General features: G+C 72.3%; 15 protein-coding genes. All 15 read left to right on the forward strand.

The genetic code is table 11. From position 1 onward, the window contains the following. Positions 1–181 precede the first annotated feature (181 nt). Positions 182–1753, forward strand: coding sequence for an ABC transporter substrate-binding protein (locus tag ACIPWY_RS01720; protein WP_393699919.1), 1572 nt, complete (start codon positions 182–184; stop codon positions 1751–1753). Between the two features lie 56 nt (positions 1754–1809). After that, positions 1810–2763: an ABC transporter permease gene (locus ACIPWY_RS01725; RefSeq protein WP_323136394.1), complete on the forward strand. Its 954-nt coding sequence runs from the start codon at positions 1810–1812 to the stop codon at positions 2761–2763. 14 nt (positions 2764–2777) lie between these two features. Continuing rightward, on the forward strand, positions 2778–3638 hold the full coding sequence (locus tag ACIPWY_RS01730; RefSeq protein ID WP_390014857.1) for an ABC transporter permease: 861 nt from the start codon (positions 2778–2780) through the stop codon (positions 3636–3638). After that, a complete protein-coding gene (locus ACIPWY_RS01735) occupies positions 3635–4660 on the forward strand; it encodes an ABC transporter ATP-binding protein (protein ID WP_362901525.1) in 1026 nt (341 codons plus the stop codon). The genes ACIPWY_RS01730 and ACIPWY_RS01735 overlap by 4 nt, the downstream gene beginning before the upstream one ends. Further along, positions 4657–5712, forward strand: a complete 1056-nt coding sequence (locus tag ACIPWY_RS01740) for an ABC transporter ATP-binding protein (protein WP_401532029.1) — start codon at positions 4657–4659, stop codon at positions 5710–5712. Before ACIPWY_RS01735 ends, ACIPWY_RS01740 begins: the two co-directional genes overlap by 4 nt. 19 nt (positions 5713–5731) lie before the next feature. Next, positions 5732–7567, forward strand: a complete 1836-nt coding sequence (locus tag ACIPWY_RS01745; RefSeq protein ID WP_401532030.1) for a gamma-glutamyltransferase family protein — start codon at positions 5732–5734, stop codon at positions 7565–7567. A 262-nt stretch (positions 7568–7829) separates the two neighbouring features. Further along, entirely contained in the window at positions 7830–8681 is an 852-nt protein-coding gene (locus ACIPWY_RS01750) for an inositol monophosphatase family protein (protein ID WP_401532031.1), read from the forward strand. Positions 8682–8952: 271 nt separating this feature from the next. Continuing rightward, positions 8953–10362, forward strand: coding sequence for an NAD(P)/FAD-dependent oxidoreductase (locus ACIPWY_RS01755; RefSeq protein WP_362902052.1), 1410 nt, complete (start codon positions 8953–8955; stop codon positions 10360–10362). Beyond that, positions 10359–10874, forward strand: a complete 516-nt coding sequence (locus tag ACIPWY_RS01760) for an O-acetyl-ADP-ribose deacetylase (protein ID WP_362901530.1) — start codon at positions 10359–10361, stop codon at positions 10872–10874. The genes ACIPWY_RS01755 and ACIPWY_RS01760 overlap by 4 nt, the downstream gene beginning before the upstream one ends. Positions 10875–10962: 88 nt before the next feature. Beyond that, positions 10963–12429 carry an AlkA N-terminal domain-containing protein gene (locus tag ACIPWY_RS01765; protein WP_401532032.1) on the forward strand — a complete coding sequence of 489 codons (1467 nt, stop codon included), beginning with the start codon at positions 10963–10965 and terminating at the stop codon, positions 12427–12429. Between the two features lie 13 nt (positions 12430–12442). After that, positions 12443–12931 carry a methylated-DNA--[protein]-cysteine S-methyltransferase gene (locus ACIPWY_RS01770; protein WP_401532033.1) on the forward strand — a complete coding sequence of 163 codons (489 nt, stop codon included), beginning with the start codon at positions 12443–12445 and terminating at the stop codon, positions 12929–12931. 152 nt (positions 12932–13083) lie between these two features. Beyond that, on the forward strand, positions 13084–13722 hold the full coding sequence (locus ACIPWY_RS01775) for a hypothetical protein (RefSeq protein WP_362901536.1): 639 nt from the start codon (positions 13084–13086) through the stop codon (positions 13720–13722). 112 nt (positions 13723–13834) lie between these two features. Continuing rightward, positions 13835–14059, forward strand: coding sequence for a ferredoxin (locus ACIPWY_RS01780; RefSeq protein WP_362901538.1), 225 nt, complete (start codon positions 13835–13837; stop codon positions 14057–14059). Next, entirely contained in the window at positions 14016–15440 is a 1425-nt protein-coding gene (locus tag ACIPWY_RS01785) for an FAD-dependent oxidoreductase (RefSeq protein ID WP_362901540.1), read from the forward strand. The genes ACIPWY_RS01780 and ACIPWY_RS01785 overlap by 44 nt, the downstream gene beginning before the upstream one ends. Positions 15441–15464: 24 nt before the next feature. Beyond that, complete coding sequence (locus ACIPWY_RS01790; protein WP_401532034.1) at positions 15465–16703, forward strand: cytochrome P450; 1239 nt, start codon at positions 15465–15467, stop codon at positions 16701–16703. Positions 16704–16709 lie beyond the last annotated feature (6 nt).

Raw genomic sequence — 16709 nt, forward strand, 5'->3', positions numbered from 1 at the left:
CTTCATCAAATGTGTTCCGCCATGCGGACAACCCCCTTGCCTGTGGACTGTATGCGAAATACGTTCTGCGGTATTCCTTGATCACACACGGATCACCCACAGGATGTCCCGCACACTCGTCCCCTGGCGGAGGTATCTCCTCGTGCGCCGAACAGCGGTTGCCTGCACGGCAGTTGCCCTGGTGTTGTCCACAACGGCGGGCTGCGGCTCCCTCCAGTCCTCGGCCACCGAGGTCGGCGGGGAGCGCATGACCGACGACCGGCCCGTACGGGACGGCGGCACCCTCACCGTCGCCCTCAATGCGGACCCGGACAAACTCGACCCCTCGCTCGCCCAGACCCTCGTCGGCCGCACGGTCTTCGCCGGGATGTGCGAGAAGCTCTACGACGTCGACGAGGCGGGCAAGGTCGTCCCGCAGCTCGCCACGTCGCTGCCGAAGACCTCGGCGGACGGCCGCACCGTCACCTTCACCGTCCGCAAGGGCCTGAAGTTCAGCGACGGCACCTCCCTCGACGCGGCCGCCGTCGTCACCTCGCTGCTGCGCCACCGCGACCTGCCGGGATCGGCCCGCGCCACCGAGCTCGCCCCGCTCAAGGGGGCCGAGGCCACCGGCGCGTACACCGTGAAGCTCACCCTCAAGCAGGCCTACGTCCCGCTCACCGCCGTGCTCGCCGACCGCTCCGGCATGGTGATGTCCCCGGCCGCGCTCAAGAAGTACGGCAAGAACTTCACGAATCACCCGTCCTGTGTCGGCCCGTTCAAGTTCGTCGAGCGCGTCGGCGGCGACCGCATCGTGCTCGCCAAGGACCCGAACTACTACGACGCCCGCGACGTCCACCTCGACAAGGTGATCTACAAGCCGATCCCCGACGGCAGCGTCCGCCTCGCCAACCTCCGCTCCGGAGACATCCAGGTCGGCGACCAGATGGCCCCCGTCGACGTGAAGAGCGCGCTCACCGAACCCAAGCTCCAGCTGTTCAATTCGCCCTCGCTCGGCTACCAGGGCATCGGGCTCAACGTCGGCAACGTCAAGGGCCTCGGCGAGAAGCCCGGCAAGATCGACACCCCCCTCGCCCGCGACGTGCGCGTCCGGGAGGCCTTCGAGCTGTCCATCGACCGCGACCTGATCAACAAGGTCGTCTTCCAGGGCATGTACGAGCCCGCCTGCGGGCCCGTCTCGCCCGAATCCGCCATCGCGCCCGGCGTCGCGGCCTCCGCCTGCCCCAAGCGCGACGTCGCCAAGGCGAAGCGGCTGCTCAAGGCGGCGGGCGTGAAGACACCGCTCAGGATCGAACTCAAGACGTCCACCACACCCGAGAACAGCCGCCTCGGCCAGGTCGTCCAGGCCATGGCCAAGGAGGCCGGCTTCGCCGTCTCCCTGCGCCCCACCGAGTACGCGACGATGCTCGAAGAGACCGACTCCGGCCACTACGACGCCTTCACCAGCGGCTGGTCCGGCCGCCTCGACCCGGACGGCAACATCGCCAGCTTCCTGCAGACGAAGGGTGCCATGAACGCCTACGGGTTCTCGGACGACGAGACCGACGCTCTGATCGAGCGCGGCCGCACCGAGGCCGACCCCGCCGAACGCGCCAAGATATACGGGGAGTTGACCCGCCGCGCGAACGACGCCCACGCGCTCGTCTACCTCTACCGCCAGAAGAACTACGTCGTCGCAGGGAAGGACGTCGCGGGCATCCGCGTCTACGGCGACGGCCTGGTCCGCGTGAAGGATGCGGGGTACACCAAGTGACGACCAGTGAAATAGCCCTGCCGAAGGCGCGGCCCGGACTCCTCGCAGGGCACCCCATGGCCGCGTACGTGCTGACCCGCGTACGCCAGTCCGTCATCACCCTCTTCCTCGTCTCGATCGTCGTCTTCGCGGGCATCCGCGCCCTGCCGGGCGACCCGGCCCTCGCGCTCGCGGGCGAGGAGCGCAGCCCCGCCGCGCTCGCCGCGATCCGCGCCGAGTACGGGCTCGACGACAACATCGTGATCCAGTACGGCCGGTTCATCGGGCACGCCCTCACCGGCGACCTCGGCACCTCGTCGCGCACCGGCCTGCCGGTCTCCGACGCCATCGGCCAGGCCCTGCCCGTCACCCTCGAACTCGCCGCGCTCTCCCTCCTGTTGGCCGTCGTCCTCGGGATCGGCGCCGGCATCGTCGCCGCCGTCCGCCGCGGCAGGCCCGCCGAGTGGATCGCCAACGGCCTCGCCCTGCTCGGCCTCTCGGTCCCCACCTTCTGGCTCGGCATGGTCCTGGTCCTCGCGTTCGCCATCGCCGTCCCGGTCTTCGCCGCCTCCGGGTACGTCCCCTTCGGCACCGACCCGCTCGACAACCTGCGCCGCATGGTGCTGCCCGCGATCGTCCTCGGGTCCGGGCTCGCCGCCGTCGTCATGCGGCAGACCAGGGCCGCGATGCTCGACTCCCTCTCCGCCGACTACGTGCGCACCGCCCGCGCCAAGGGCCTGACGCGCCGCGAGGTCATCGGCGGCCACGCGCTGCGGAACTCCCTGGTCACCGTGGTGACCGTGCTCGGACTCCAGCTCGGCCACCTCATCTCCGGCGCCGTCGTCACCGAGCAGATCTTCGTCCTGCCCGGCTTCGGCAAGCTCACCATCGACGCCGTCTTCACCCGCGACTACGCGACCCTCCAGGGCGTGGTGCTGTGCACCTCCGCCGCCTACATCCTCATCAACCTGCTGGTCGACGTCGCGTACTCGGTCATCGACCCGCGCATCCGGCTCGGAGGCGCCAAGTGACCACGGCCCTTTCCCTGACAGCTGTACGTTCGCGCGCCGCGGGCAGCGCCAAGCTGCGCGCCCTGCGCAGGAACCGGCTCGCGATGACCGGCGGTGTCATCGCCGGAGTCTTCGTCCTGGCCGCGCTCTTCGCGCCGCTGGTCGCCCCGTACGACCCCGCGCAGCCCGACTTCGGCAACGTGCTGGCCGCGCCCGACTGGTCGCACTGGCTCGGCACCGACGACCTCGGACGCGACCAGCTGTCCCGCGTCGTCTTCGGCGCCCGCGCGTCCATGCAGGTCGGCGTCCTCGCCGTGATCCTCGCGTTCGTCGTCGGCGTCCCCCTCGGACTGCTCGCCGGATACTTCGGCAAGGTCGCCGACAGCGTCGTGTCCCGCGTGACCGACACCATGCTGGCGTTCCCGTTCCTGGTCCTCGCCGTCGGGCTCGCCGCGGTGCTCGGCCCGTCCCTCACCAACGCGACCATCGCGATCGGCATCTCGCAGATCCCGGCCGTCATCCGCATCACCCGCGCCGAGACCCTGCGGCTCAAGCACGTCGACTACGTCGTCGCCGCCGTCGCCAACGGGGGAGGGGACGCCACCGTCCTGTTCCGCCACATCCTCCCCAACGCGAGCTCGGCGCTCGTCGTCCAGGCCACCGTCGGCATCCCCGCCGCCATCATCGGCGAGGCTCTGCTCAGCTTCCTCGGCCTCGGCGTCCAGCCGCCCGAGCCGTCCCTCGGCGTGATGCTGTCCTCCGCCCAGTCCTTCCTCGCCCCCGCGCCCTGGATGGCGGTCTTCCCCGGCCTCGCCGTCGTCGCCGCGACCCTGGCGTTCAACCTGCTCGGCGACGGCCTGCGCGACGTACTCGACCCCCGTGGAGCGACCCGATGAGCCCCGACCCCGTGCTGAGCGTCCGCGACCTCTCGGTGTCCTTCCGCTCGGACACCCGCACCGTCCACGCCGTCGACCACGTCTCGTACGACCTGGCGGCGGGTGAAGTCCTCGCCGTCGTGGGCGAGTCGGGCTGTGGCAAGTCCGTCACCTCGATGGCCGTCATGGGCCTGCTCCCGCCGACCGCGCACATCACCGGGTCGATCAGGCTCGGGACACGCGAACTCGCGGGCGGCGACGACAAGACGTACGGGAAGATCCGCGGCAAGGACATCGCGATGATCTTCCAGGAGCCGATGACCTCCCTGAACCCGGTCCTCACCATCGGCCGGCAGATCGGTGAAGTGCTCCGCCGCCACCAGGGGCTGAACAAGAAGGAGGCACGCGCGCGTGCCGTCGAACTCCTCGACCTGGTCGGCATCCCCGCCCCGGCCCAGCGCGTCGACGAGTACCCGCACCAGCTCTCCGGCGGTATGCGCCAGCGCGTGATGATCGCCATCGCGGTCGCCTGCGACCCGGCCGTCCTCATCGCCGACGAACCGACCACCGCCCTCGACGTCACCGTGCAGGCGGGCATCCTTGAGGTCCTCCAGTCGCTGCGCGAGCGCCTCGGCACGGCCATCGTGCTCATCACGCACGACCTCGGCGTCGTCGCCGACATCGCCGACCGCGTCCTCGTCATGTACGCGGGCCGGCCCGTCGAACAGGCCCCGGTGGACGAGCTGTTCGCGGCGCCCAGCCACCCGTACACCCGCGGGCTCCTCTCGGCGGTCCTGCGGCCCGGCGCCTCGGCCGCCGCGGACGGTGGCGGCAAGCGGCGCCTGCCCGAGATCCCCGGCCTCGTGCCGAGCCTCGACTCCCAGCCCGACGCCTGCACCTTCGCCCCGCGCTGCGCCCGCGCCGACGAGCGGTGCAGCACCGCGAGGCCCGGCCTCGAATCCGTCACCGCCGACGCCGGAACCGACGCCCCCCACCTGACCGCCTGCTGGCACCCGCACACCCTCCAGGAGGCCGCACAGTGAGCACCCCGGTCCTGCAACTCGACGCCCTGGAACGGCACTTCACCGCCTCCGGCGGCACCGTACGCGCCGCCGACGGCGTCACCCTCACCGTCGGCCGCGGCGAAGTCGTCGGCCTCGTAGGCGAGTCGGGCAGCGGCAAGTCCACCGTCGGCCGCTGCGCCGTACGCCTCGACGACCCCACCGGCGGCACCGTACGCATCAACGGCACCGACGTGACGACCATGTCCCGGCGCGCCCTGCGCCCCCTGCGCAAGGACTTCCACCTCGTCTTCCAGGACCCTTCCTCGTCCCTCGACCCGCGCATGACCGTCGGGCAGATCGTCGGCGAGCCGCTGCGGCTGCACGGCATCGCGAAGGGCGAGGCGGCACGCGCGCGCGTGGCGGAACTCCTCGCCCAGGTGGGCTTGCGCCCCGAGCACGCCGACCGGCACCCGCACGAGCTGTCCGGCGGCCAGCGCCAGCGCATCTCCATCGCCCGCGCCCTCTCCGTCGACCCCGCGCTCCTCGTCGCCGACGAGCCGACCTCCGCCCTCGACGTGTCCGTCCAGGCCTCCGTCCTCAACCTGCTCGCCGACCTCCAGCGCGACCGCGGTTTCGGCTGTCTGTTCATCACCCACGACCTCGCCGCCGTCGAGTACCTCGCCGACCGGATCGCGGTCATGTACCTCGGCCAGATCGTCGAACAGGCCCCCACCGCCGAGCTGTTCGCCGACCCCAAGCACCCTTACACCCAAGCCCTCCTGTCCGCGGCGCCCGTCCCCGACCCGGTCACCCAGCGCACCCGCGAACGCATCGTCCTCAGCGGCGAACTGCCGAGCCCGCTGGCGCCACCGTCCGGCTGCCGCTTCCACACGCGCTGCCCGCTCGCCGTCGACCGCTGCCGCACCGAGATCCCGGCCCTGCGCGCCCTCGAAGGCACGGCCGGCGCCCGCGAGGTGTCCTGCCACCTCGTGGCCGACGACGGCACCGCCCCCGACGCCGCGGCACCCCGAACCGCGGACGCCGACGAGTCACTTCGTACGATCCCTCACAGCCGCCCCGCATCCGCCTGACGCCCGAGGAGCACCACCCTTGTTCACCACCCGGCCGACCTTGCAAGGCACCTTCGGCATGGTCTCGTCCACCCACTGGCTCGCCTCCCAGTCGGCCATGGCCGTCCTGGAGAGCGGCGGCAACGCCTATGACGCCGCCGTCGCCGCGGGCTTCGTCCTGCACGTCGTCGAACCGCACCTGAACGGCCCCGCCGGCGAGGTCCCGATCATCCTCGCGCCCGCCGGCGGGGACGTCAGCGTCCTGTGCGGGCAGGGCGTCGCGCCCGCCGGGGCCACCGTCGCCCACTACCGCTCCCTCGGCCTGGACCTCGTCCCCGGCACCGGCCCCCTGGCCGCCGCCGTGCCCGGCGCCTTCGACGCCTGGATGCTCCTCCTGAAGGACCGCGGCACCAAGTCCCTCGCGGAGGTGCTGAGTTACGCGATCGGATACGCCGAGGACGGGCACGCGCCGGTGGAGCGCGTCGGCGAGACCGTCGAGACCGTGCGCGCCCTCTTCGAGACCGAGTGGCCCTCCTCGGCCGAGGTCTACCTCAAGGACGGCGCGTCCCCGAAGCCCGGCGAGCTCTTCCGCAACCCGCAGCTCGCCGCCACGTGGCGGCGCGTCATCGAGGAGGCCGAGGAGAGCGCGGGCGACGATCGCGTCGCGCAGATCGAGGCCGCCCGCGCGATCTGGCGCGAGGGCTTCATCGCCGAGGCCCTCGTCCGGCAGGCCAACCGGCCCACCATGGACACCAGCGGCACCCGCCACACCGGCACGCTCACGGCCGCCGACCTGGCCGGCTGGTCCGCGACCTACGAGGCGCCCGCCACGTACGACTGGAACGGCTGGACCCTGTGCAAGGCCGGCGGCTGGAGCCAGGGCCCCGTCTTCCTCCAGCAGCTCGCCCTGCTCCCCGACGAGCTGCCCGCCTACGGCTCCGCCGAGTACGTCCACCTGCTCATCGAGGGCTGCAAGCTCGCCATGGCCGACCGCGAGGCCTGGTACGGGGACGCCGGTCCCGAGGACGTGCCCGTCGCCGCGCTCCTGTCCGACGAGTACAACGCCGCGCGCCGCGCCCTCATCGGTGACAAGGCGTCGCACGAGCTGCGGCCGGGCAGGCCCCTCGGCACCGAGCCCCGCATCTCCGCGCACGCGCACGCCGTGGCGGCCGGGGAGGACGGGTTCGACGCCATGGGGATCGCGGGCGCCGGAGCCGGTGAGCCCACCGTCGCCAAGAGCGGTGATCAGGAGGTCGCGGCGGACGGCGCGACCCGCGGCGACACCTGCCACCTCGACATCGTCGACCGCTGGGGCAACATGGTCGCCGCGACGCCCTCCGGCGGCTGGCTCCAGTCGAACCCCGTCGTGCCCGAGCTCGGCTTCCCGCTCGGCACCCGCCTCCAGATGGCCTGGCTGGACGAGGGCCTGGCGAACTCACTCGCGCCGGGACGCCGTCCCCGTACGACGCTGACGCCGTCGCTCGCCCTGAAGGACGGTGTGCCGGTCCTCGCGTTCGGCACGCCCGGAGGCGACCAGCAGGACCAGTGGCAGGTCCACTTCTTCCTCGCCGTCGCCCTGCGCGCGGCCGTGCGCGGCGGGCTCGACCTCCAGGGCGCCGTCGACGCCCCGAACTGGCACAACGACTCCTTCCCCGGCTCCTTCTTCCCGCGCGGCATGCGGCCCGGCAGCGTCACCGTCGAGTCCCGCATCGGCGAGGACGTCATCGAGGAGCTGCGCCGCCGCGGCCACGACGTGACGGTCGGCGAGCCCTGGTCGGAGGGCCGCCTGTGCGCAGTGGCCCGCGACCCGGAGAGCGGCGTCCTGTCGGCCGCGGCGAACCCGCGCGGAATGCAGGGGTACGCCGTCGGCCGCTGAGCCGGCACTACCACCGGAGCTATTTCCGGAACCACCGGTCGTCGTCGGGGGCCGGGCCGGCCATGGGCTCGCCGTGTGCGCAGCGGAATTCGTATGCGGCGTCGCCCGGGGCGTCCGGCTCCTCGGCGTCCACGTCGGCGCCTCGGGAGCCGTCGGGCCGAAGTGATCACCCGGACCGGGCGGAGGGCCGAATTCATGGCGATTCCACCCCTCGTACACCGGGCGGGTACGGATTGTCAGTGGAGCGTGCTCTGATGGACGCATGATCGAAGCACAGGAAACGACGGAAAGCATCGACGACTTTCTCGTACACGGGGTCACCGAGGTGGAGCGCGCCGTGCGCGCCGCTGCCGCCGCAGAGGTGATGCCCCGCTTCCGGCAGCTCGCCGAGGGTGACGTCGCCCAGAAGAGCGGCCCGCACGACCTCGTGACCACCGCCGACCGGCTGGCCGAGGAGTATCTGACCCGTGAGCTGGGCGCCCTGCTGCCCGGCTCCGTCGTGGTCGGCGAGGAGGCGGTGCACGCCGACTACGCGGTCTACGACGCGATAGGCGAGGACGCCCCGGTGTGGATCGTCGACCCGGTCGACGGCACCCGCCAGTTCGTCCACGGGGACCCCGGGTTCTGCATGCTCGTGGCGCTCGCCCAGCACGGCACGGTCTTCGCCTCCTGGACGTTCGCACCCGCGCTCGGCGAGTTCGCCGTCGCGGTCCGCGGCAAGGGCGCCTGGCTCGACGGCGAGGCGCTGCACGCCGGTTCACCCGGTCAGGACGAGGTCATCGACGTGGCGACCTCGCACCCCGACTACACGACGGACGCGCAGAAGCGCGCCCTCCTTGGCCTGTGGACCGACGGGGTGCGCCCGCGCCCGTGCGGGTCGGCCGGTCTGGAGTATCTGGCCGTCGCACGCGGCGAGTTGGACGCCACGGCCTTCTCCTGGGAGGCGGCCTGGGACCACGCCGCGGGCCTGCTGCTCGTCGAGGAGGCGGGCGGCACGCACCTGACGAAGGCGGGCGAGCCCTTCCGGATCACCGGGGGGAACGCACTGCCGTTCACGGCGGCCAGGGACGCGGCCACGGCCCGGCGCGTGATGGACCTGGTCGGCGGCGAGTAGGGCGACGACGACCGGGCACCCCGCGCCGGTGCCGGCGCGCATGACCGGCGCCGGCCACGGTCCGGCCGGCGTTCCCGCCGGTGCGGGCCACGGTCCGTCGAGCCCTCCCGCCCGCGCCCACCAGGGCTGACCAGCGACGACCGCCGGCGCACGCCCGTACCCCTGCGTGCCCCTCCGTCCCGGTCCGCCCCGCGCCCCGGGTCTGTCAGTCCTGCGGCATATCCTGTCCGCCAGAGGCCTCGGCTGACAAAGGAGTCCGAAGGTGCCGTCGATGCTCGATGCCGTCGTCGTGGGTGCGGGACCGAACGGCCTGACCGCTGCCGTGGAGCTGGCCCGCCGAGGGCTCTCCGTGGCCGTCTTCGAGGCCAAGGACACCGTCGGCGGCGGCGCGCGCACCGAGGAGCTCACCCTCCCCGGATTCCGTCACGACCCCTGCTCGGCCGCCCACCCCCTGGGGATCAACTCGCCCGCGTTCAGGGACATGCCGCTCGACCGGTACGGCCTGGAGTGGCTGCACGCCGACCTCCCCATGGCCCATCCCTTCCCGGACGGCAGCGCGGCCGTCCTGTCACGCTCCGTCGCCGAGACGGCCGCCTCGTTCGGGCCGCACGACGCGGGTACGTACCGCCGGCTCGTCGAGCCCCTCCTGCCCAAGTGGGACGCGCTCGTACGGGACTTCATGGCGCTGCCGCTGACGGCCCTGCCACGCGACCCGGTCACCCTGGCCCGCTTCGGGCTCGTGGGCCTCCCGCCGTCGACGTGGCTGATGCGCCGCTTCCGCGACGACCGGGCGCGCGCCCTGTTCTCCGGGCTCGTCGCCCACGCCATCGCGCCGCTCGGCGGCCTCGCCACCACAGCCGTCGGCCTCGTCTTCGCACTCGCCGGCCACGCGCGCGGCTGGCCCGTCGCGCGTGGCGGCTCGCAGTCGATCTCCGACGCGCTGACCGCGTACCTGAAGGACCTCGGCGGAGCCGTCCACACCAGCTACGAGGTCAAGCGCCTCGACGACCTGCCGCCCGCCCGCGCCTACATCTTCGACACCTCGCCCACGGCCCTCGCCCGCATCGCCGGGCTCGGCAGCTACTACGAGCGCTTCCGGTACGGCCCGAGCGTCTTCAAGCTCGACTACGCCCTCGACGGGCCCGTGCCGTGGACCGCCGAGGAGGCCAGAAGCGCGGGCACGGTCCAGGTCGGGCCCGGCAGCCGCGACATCGCGGCGGCCCTGCACGCCGCGTCCCGCGAGGGCCGCGCCCCGGACAAGCCCTTCCTCATCACCGTCCAGCCCAGCGTCGTGGACCCCACCAGGGCCCCCGCGGGCCGGCACGTCTTCTGGGCGTACGGACACGTCCCGAGCGGCTGGGACGGCGACCTCACCGACGCCGTCGAGCGGCAGCTGGAGCGCTTCGCGCCCGGGTTCCGCGACCGGATCCTGGCCCGGGCCACGGCGGGACCGCCCGAGCTGGCCGCGCGCAACGCGAACTATGTGGGCGGTGACATCGCCTGCGGCGCGGTGAGCGGGCTCCAGCTGCTGCTGAGGCCGAAGCTGTCCCTGTCGCCGTACACGACCCCGCACCCCGCCGTCTTCATCTGCTCGTCCGCGAGCCCGCCGGGGCCGGGCGTCCACGGCATGTCCGGGCACAACGCGGCCAAGGCCGTGTGGAGGAGGATCCGCGCCACATGACCCGAATCACGCTGGTCAAGGGCGACATCACCGCCGAGACCGCCGACGCGATCGTGAACGCGGCGAACTCCTCGCTGCTCGGCGGCGGCGGGGTCGACGGCGCGATCCACCGGCGCGGCGGCCCCGAGATCCTCGCCGAGTGCCGCAGACTCCGCGCCTCGCACTACGGCAAAGGTCTGGCCACGGGACAGGCGGTCGCCACGACGGCCGGGAACCTGGACGCCGGCCATGTGATCCACACCGTCGGCCCCGTCTGGTCCGCGTCCCTCGACCGGTCCGAGCAGCTCGCCTCCTGCTACCGCGAGTCGCTGCGCGTGGCGGCCGGCCTCGGCGCGCGGACCGTGGCCTTCCCCGCGATCTCGACCGGGATCTACGGCTGGCCGCTGGACGACGGGGCGCGCATCGCGGTCCGCACGGTGCGGGAGACCGCCGGGCCGCCGGTCGAAGAGGTGCGGTTCGTCCTCTTCGACGACCGGGCGTACGCGGCCTTCGCCGACGCCCTCGCCGACTGACGGCTCTCCGCCGAGAGGCCGCGCACCCCGCACCTTGATGTCGGATTCTCGCCAGCCGAGCAAGGCGGCCATCGGCCATGCTTGCTGCATGCACACCGACACCGACCGATGCGTCAGGGCCGTCCAGTCCAAGGACGCCCGCTTCGACGGCTGGTTCTTCACCGCCGTCCTGACGACCCGGATCTACTGCAGGCCCAGCTGCCCGGTCGTGCCTCCGAAGCCCGAGAACATGACCTTCCTGCCCAGCGCCGCCGCCTGCCAGCAGGCCGGATTCCGGGCCTGTAAGCGCTGCCGCCCCGACACGAGCCCCGGTTCCCCGCAGTGGAACCAGCGAACCGACCTGGTCGCCCGCGCCATGCGCCTCATCGGCGACGGCGTCGTCGACCGCGAGGGCGTCCCCGGCCTCGCCGGACGCCTCGGCTACAGCGCCCGCCAGGTCGAGCGCCAGCTCCTCGCCGAGCTGGGCGCGGGCCCCCTCGCCCTGGCCCGCGCCCAGCGCGCCCAGACCGCGCGGATCCTCGTCGAGACGACCGGGCTGCCGATGGCCGACATCGCGTTCGCCGCGGGCTTCTCGTCGATCCGCACCTTCAACGACACGGTCCGCGAGGTCTTCGCGCTCTCCCCGAGCGAGCTGCGCACCCGCGCGCCCAGGAACGGCGCGACGGCGCCCGGCGCGATCACTCTGCGCCTCCCGTTCCGCGCCCCGCTCAACCCCGACAACCTCTTCGGCCACCTCGCCGCGACCGCCGTACCGGGCGTCGAGGAGTGGCGCGACGGCGCGTACCGGCGCACGCTGCGCCTCCCCTACGGGCACGGCATGGTCACCCTCACCCCCGCCCCCGACCACATCGGCTGCCGCCTCCTCCTCACCGACCAGCGCGATCTGACCGTCGCGATCAGCCGCTGCCGCCGCATGCTCGACCTGGACGCCGACCCCGTCGCCGTCGACGAGCAGCTGCGCGCGGACCCGCTGCTGGCGCCGCTCGTCGACAAGGCGCCCGGCCGCCGGGTGCCGCGCACCGTCGACGAGTCCGAGTTCGCGGTACGCGCCGTGCTCGGCCAGCAGGTGTCCACGGCCGCAGCCCGCACCCACGCGGCGCGGCTCGTCACCGCGCACGGCGAGCCCGTGGACGACCCTGAGGGCGGCCTCACCCATCTCTTCCCGTCACCGGCGTCCCTGGCGGCCCTCGACCCCGAGGCGCTCGCCCTGCCGCGCAGCCGCCGCACCACCCTGACCACGCTGGTGCGCGAGCTCGCGGAGGGCACCCTCGTCCTCGGCCCCGAGAGCGACTGGGACGAGGCCCGCGCCCGGCTCATGGCGCTGCCCGGGTTCGGGCCCTGGACGGTCGAGGTCATCGCGATGCGCGCCCTCGGCGACCCGGACGCCTTCCTGCCCTCCGACCTCGGAATGCGGCGCGCCGCACAGGAGTTGGGGCTGCCCCACACCCCGGCCGCGCTCACCGCGCGCGCCGCGTCCTGGCGCCCCTGGCGCGCGTACGCCGTCCAGTACCTGTGGGCCACGGACGACCACCCGATCAACTTCCTTCCCGCGTAAGGGACGTACCACCATGACCGGCAAGCAGCACCATGTCATCGACAGCCCCTACGGGCCGCTCACGCTCGTCGCCACCGACGGCACACTCAGCGGCCTCTACATGACCGACCAGCGCCACCGCCCCGCCGAGGAGACCTTCGGGGAGCGCGACGGCCGGCCCTTCGGGGTCGTCATCGACCAACTGGAGGCTTACTTCCAGGGCGAGTTGAAAGAGTTCGACCTGCCGCTGCGCCTCGAAGGCACCCCGTTCCAGCGCAGCGTCTGGGAGCAGCTCCGGCGCATCCCGTACGGGGAGACCCGCACTTACGGGGAGCTAGCCGAGGCCCTCGGCAACGCGAACGCGTCCCGTGCCGTGGGCCTCGCCAACGGCAAGAACCCCGTCGGTGTCATCGTCCCCTGCCACCGCGTCATCGGCGCGAGCGGCAGCCTGACCGGCTACGGCGGCGGCCTGGAACGCAAGCAGCGCCTCCTCGACTTCGAACAGGGCGCGGCGCTGTTCTAGGTCATGCCCGCGCGGTCCTTACGGGGCGAATCCGACCAGCACCCATAGCCCGTATGGCGCACCGCGGTCTTTCTCCCGAGTGACTCCGGTGGCGCGAGCGGCTGGATCGCTGGTGTCTGTACGAAGGAGGACCAGGCAGAAAGCGGGAGACCATGGAGCGACAGCACGAGCGCCTCGCGACACCCTGGGCCGCCGGGGTGGCCGGGGTGGTGTTCGCGATCCTGATGGCCGCGGCGATCGTCCTGATGCGCATCGCTCTGCCCGGCGGCAACGGCGGGGACGACGTCACCGCCGATGCCGCGCAGCGCAGCGCCGTGCGGACGGCACTGGCTCTGATCCCGTTCGCCGGGATCGCCTTCCTGTGGTTCATGGGCGCCTTGCGCGAGCAGGCAGGAGAGGGCGAGGACCAGTTCTTCTCCACCGTGTTCCTGGGCAGCGGCCTGATCTTCGTCGCCACCCTGTTCGGCGCCGCCGCGGCGGCCGGAACCGTGCTCGCCGAGAGTCAGCAGCACCCTCCTTTCGGCCGGCAGTTCGCCTACGCGCTGCTGACCACGTACGCCATGCGGATGGCGGCCGTGTTCATCATCACGACCTCGACCATCGGCCGCCGAGCAGGCGCCCTCCCGCGCCCGCTCATCGTCCTCGGCTACCTGGCGGGCCTCGTGCTGCTCGCGGCGGGAGCCAACGTGCCCTGGTCCGAACTGGTCTTCCCCGCCTGGGCGTTGATCCTCAGCCTGAACATCCTGCGGGGCCGCCGTTCCGCCCGGTCACAGCCGGTCACACCGGCCTGAGCCCGACCACACCGCTCACTCGAACGGCTGCCTTCCCGTCGCCGCACCACGTCCGGACACCGAGGGTGGTCGCAGGGGGCTGAGCGGGCCGTTGGAGAGGACCGATCCCGTGGTGAGCGTTGTCGTCGACCTGAACCGCTGTCAGGGGTATGCGCAGTGCGCGTTCCTCGCGCCCGAGATCTTCGCCATGCACGGCGAGGAGGCCCTGCTGTACACCCCGGAGGCCGACGAGGCACTGCGCGAGAAGCTGGCTCAGGCCGCCGCCGCATGCCCCGTTCAGGCCATCCTGGTCGATGCGGTGGACGTCCCGGCCGAGGCGGTGTCCGGTGAACGGTGACGGATGCCTGGAACAGCTCAAGCACGAAGGCCGCATCGTCGTCGTCGGCGCCTCGCTGGCGGGCCTGCGGGCCGCGGAAACCCTGCGTGACGAGGGCTTCGAGGGCTCCCTGACCATCATCGGTGACGAGCCCCACGCGCCGTACGACCGCCCCCCGCTGTCCAAGCAGGTGCTGCTGGGCAGGGCGACCGCCGACGGCACCTCGCTGCCCAGGCGCCGGTCCGTCGACGCGACCTGGCGGCTGGGGGTCCCGGCCACCGGCCTGGACATGGCCGCCAAGCGGGTGCGGCTGGCCGACGGCGACGAAGTGCCGTACGACCGGCTGCTGATCGCCACCGGGGTGCGGGCGCGACCGTGGCCTCGCGAGGCCGAGGCGGAACTCGACGGCGTCTTCGTACTGCGGACCCGCGACGACGCGGCCGCGCTCGCACGGCGGCTCGACGAGGGACCCAAGCGGGTCTTCGTCATCGGCGCCGGGTTCACCGGCTCGGAGATCGCCTCCGCCTGCCGCGAACGCGGCCTGCCGGTCACCGTCGCCGAGCGCGGCGCGGCGCCCCTGGTCGGCGCACTAGGCGGGGTGGTCGGCGCGGTCGCCGCCGAACTCCAACACCGGCACGGCGTGGACCTGCGGTGCGGAGTCATGGTGACCGCTCTGGAGGGCGACGCCACGGGACGTGTGCGCGCCGCGCATCTGTCCGACGGCTCCACCGTGGAGACCGACGTGGTGGTTGTTTCGCTCGGCGCCACCCGCAACACCGATTGGCTCGCCGGATCCGGACTCGGGGCGGGCCCACGCGGGATCGCGTGCGATGCCGGCTGCCGCGCGTTCGACATCCGGGGAATCGTGACCGACGACATCTATGTGGCGGGCGACGTCGCCCGCTCCCCGCACGCCTTGTTCGGCTACCAGTTCCTGTCCCTGGAGCACTGGGGCAATGCCGTCGCCCAGGCCGAGATCGCGGCGCACAACATGCTGAGCAAAAGCACCGACCGTGTCCCTCACATGTGGATGCCGGCCTTCTGGTCCTCGCAGTTCGGAGTCAACATCAAGTCGGTCGGGGTGCCGTCACTGGGGACGGAGATCCTCATCGCGCAGGGTTCGCTCGAGGAGCGCCGGTTCGTCGGCGTCTACGGGTACCAGGGGCGCGTCATCGGCGCGGTCGGCTTCGACCAGGCCAAGTGGATGCCGTTCTACCAGCAGTTGATCGAGACCACCGCACCGTTCCCGCCGCCGTTCCCCACGGTCGACCGGCGCTCGGAGGGGCAGCAGCCGATGGACGCGGACTACCCCGACCCCTCGGTTCCCACGCACGGGCCCACCGTGACCCTCAGCGGATACTCCCCGGCCGACCGCCGGATCACGTTCATCCCTGCGCACTGACCCGAACGGCCACGAGGACTCGCCATGACGCAATCCCCCCTGCACCAGATCCTGGACTACGCCAACCGCGCCAATCCGTACCCGATCTACGAAGAGCTGCGCAAGACGCCGGTCCACCACGAAGAGGACGGGCCGTACGTCGTCAGCACCTACTACGAGATCCGCAGCCTCCTGCACGATCCTCGGATCAGTTCCGACGCCCGCAATCTGGCCTCGACCGCCCTCGACCCGCTGAGCGAGTCGGCCCAGGAGGAGGGCAGCGCCCTGCCGCCCAGCTTCCTGCGGCTCGACCCTCCGGAACACGACCGGCTGCGTCGCATGACGAACCGGCCCTTCGGCCCGCCGCACTCCCCCCTCATGATCGACGGGATGCGCGGAGAACTCCACGGCATCGTCTCCGGCCTCATCGACAACATCGGCGATCCGAGCCGGATCGACCTGGTGGACCAGGTCTCCTACCCGTTCCCCGTGACAGTGATCTGCCGGCTGCTCGGGATCCCGCGCGAGGACGAGGCGCGCTTCCACGTCTGGGCGGACGCGATCGCCGCGAGCCTGGATCCCGACCCGGACGCGGATGCCACCGAGCGGGGCAAGAAGTCGAACGACGCCCGGACGCAACTGGGCATGTACTTGGCCGGCCTGATCGAGGAGCGCCGCAAGAAGCCCGGGAACGACTTGCTCTCCGAGCTGGCGACGGCCAAGGGCGAAGACGGCTCGATGACCACGATGGAACTCCTCAGCACCGCGGCGCTGTTGCTGATCGCGGGCCACGAGACGACCGTCAACCTGGTCACCAACGGAATGCTGACCCTGCTGCGCAACCCCGATGTCCTCGAGCGGCTGCGTACGGATCCAGGGCTGGCCGTGCCCATCGTCGAGGAACTGTTGCGCTTCGAGCCGCCCGTACAACTGGTGCCGCAGCGCACCACCCTCGCCGACGTCGAGGTCCGGGGCGTCACCATCCCCAAGGGCGCCTCCCTCTGGCTGGTCCTGGCGTCCGGCAACCGCGACCCTCAGCGCTTCGAGGACCCGGACCGCTTCGACCCGGACCGAAGGGACAACCAGCATCTCGGCCTGGGCAGCGGCATCCACAGCTGTTTCGGCGCGCCTCTCGCCCGGCTGGAGGCCCAGTTCGCCCTGTCGGAACTGGCCCGGAGGCTGGAAAACCCACGGCTGCTGGAGGACCCGCCGCCGTACCGGCAGAACGCGGTGCTGCGCGGGCCGCGGCATCTGAACATCTCCTGCGACGGGATCCGCCCTTAGGGCTTG

It is taken from the genome of Streptomyces sp. NPDC090032 (assembly GCF_044748025.1).
Classification (GTDB): Bacteria; Actinomycetota; Actinomycetes; order Streptomycetales; family Streptomycetaceae; genus Streptomyces.

Bases quoted from the DNA above. Each gene is read 5' to 3' on its own strand.
- ACIPWY_RS01790 (WP_401532034.1), top strand. From the start codon at position 15,465: ATGACGCAATCCCCCCTGCACCAGATCCTGGACTACGCCAACCGCGCC.
- ACIPWY_RS01770 (WP_401532033.1), top strand. From the start codon at position 12,443: ATGACCGGCAAGCAGCACCATGTCATCGACAGCCCCTACGGGCCGCTC.
- ACIPWY_RS01760 (WP_362901530.1), top strand. From the start codon at position 10,359: ATGACCCGAATCACGCTGGTCAAGGGCGACATCACCGCCGAGACCGCC.
- ACIPWY_RS01755 (WP_362902052.1), top strand. From the start codon at position 8,953: ATGCTCGATGCCGTCGTCGTGGGTGCGGGACCGAACGGCCTGACCGCT.
- ACIPWY_RS01775 (WP_362901536.1), top strand. From the start codon at position 13,084: ATGGAGCGACAGCACGAGCGCCTCGCGACACCCTGGGCCGCCGGGGTG.
- ACIPWY_RS01785 (WP_362901540.1), top strand. From the start codon at position 14,016: ATGCGGTGGACGTCCCGGCCGAGGCGGTGTCCGGTGAACGGTGACGGA.
- ACIPWY_RS01725 (WP_323136394.1), top strand. From the start codon at position 1,810: ATGGCCGCGTACGTGCTGACCCGCGTACGCCAGTCCGTCATCACCCTC.
- ACIPWY_RS01765 (WP_401532032.1), top strand. From the start codon at position 10,963: ATGCACACCGACACCGACCGATGCGTCAGGGCCGTCCAGTCCAAGGAC.
- ACIPWY_RS01735 (WP_362901525.1), top strand. From the start codon at position 3,635: ATGAGCCCCGACCCCGTGCTGAGCGTCCGCGACCTCTCGGTGTCCTTC.
- ACIPWY_RS01750 (WP_401532031.1), top strand. From the start codon at position 7,830: ATGATCGAAGCACAGGAAACGACGGAAAGCATCGACGACTTTCTCGTA.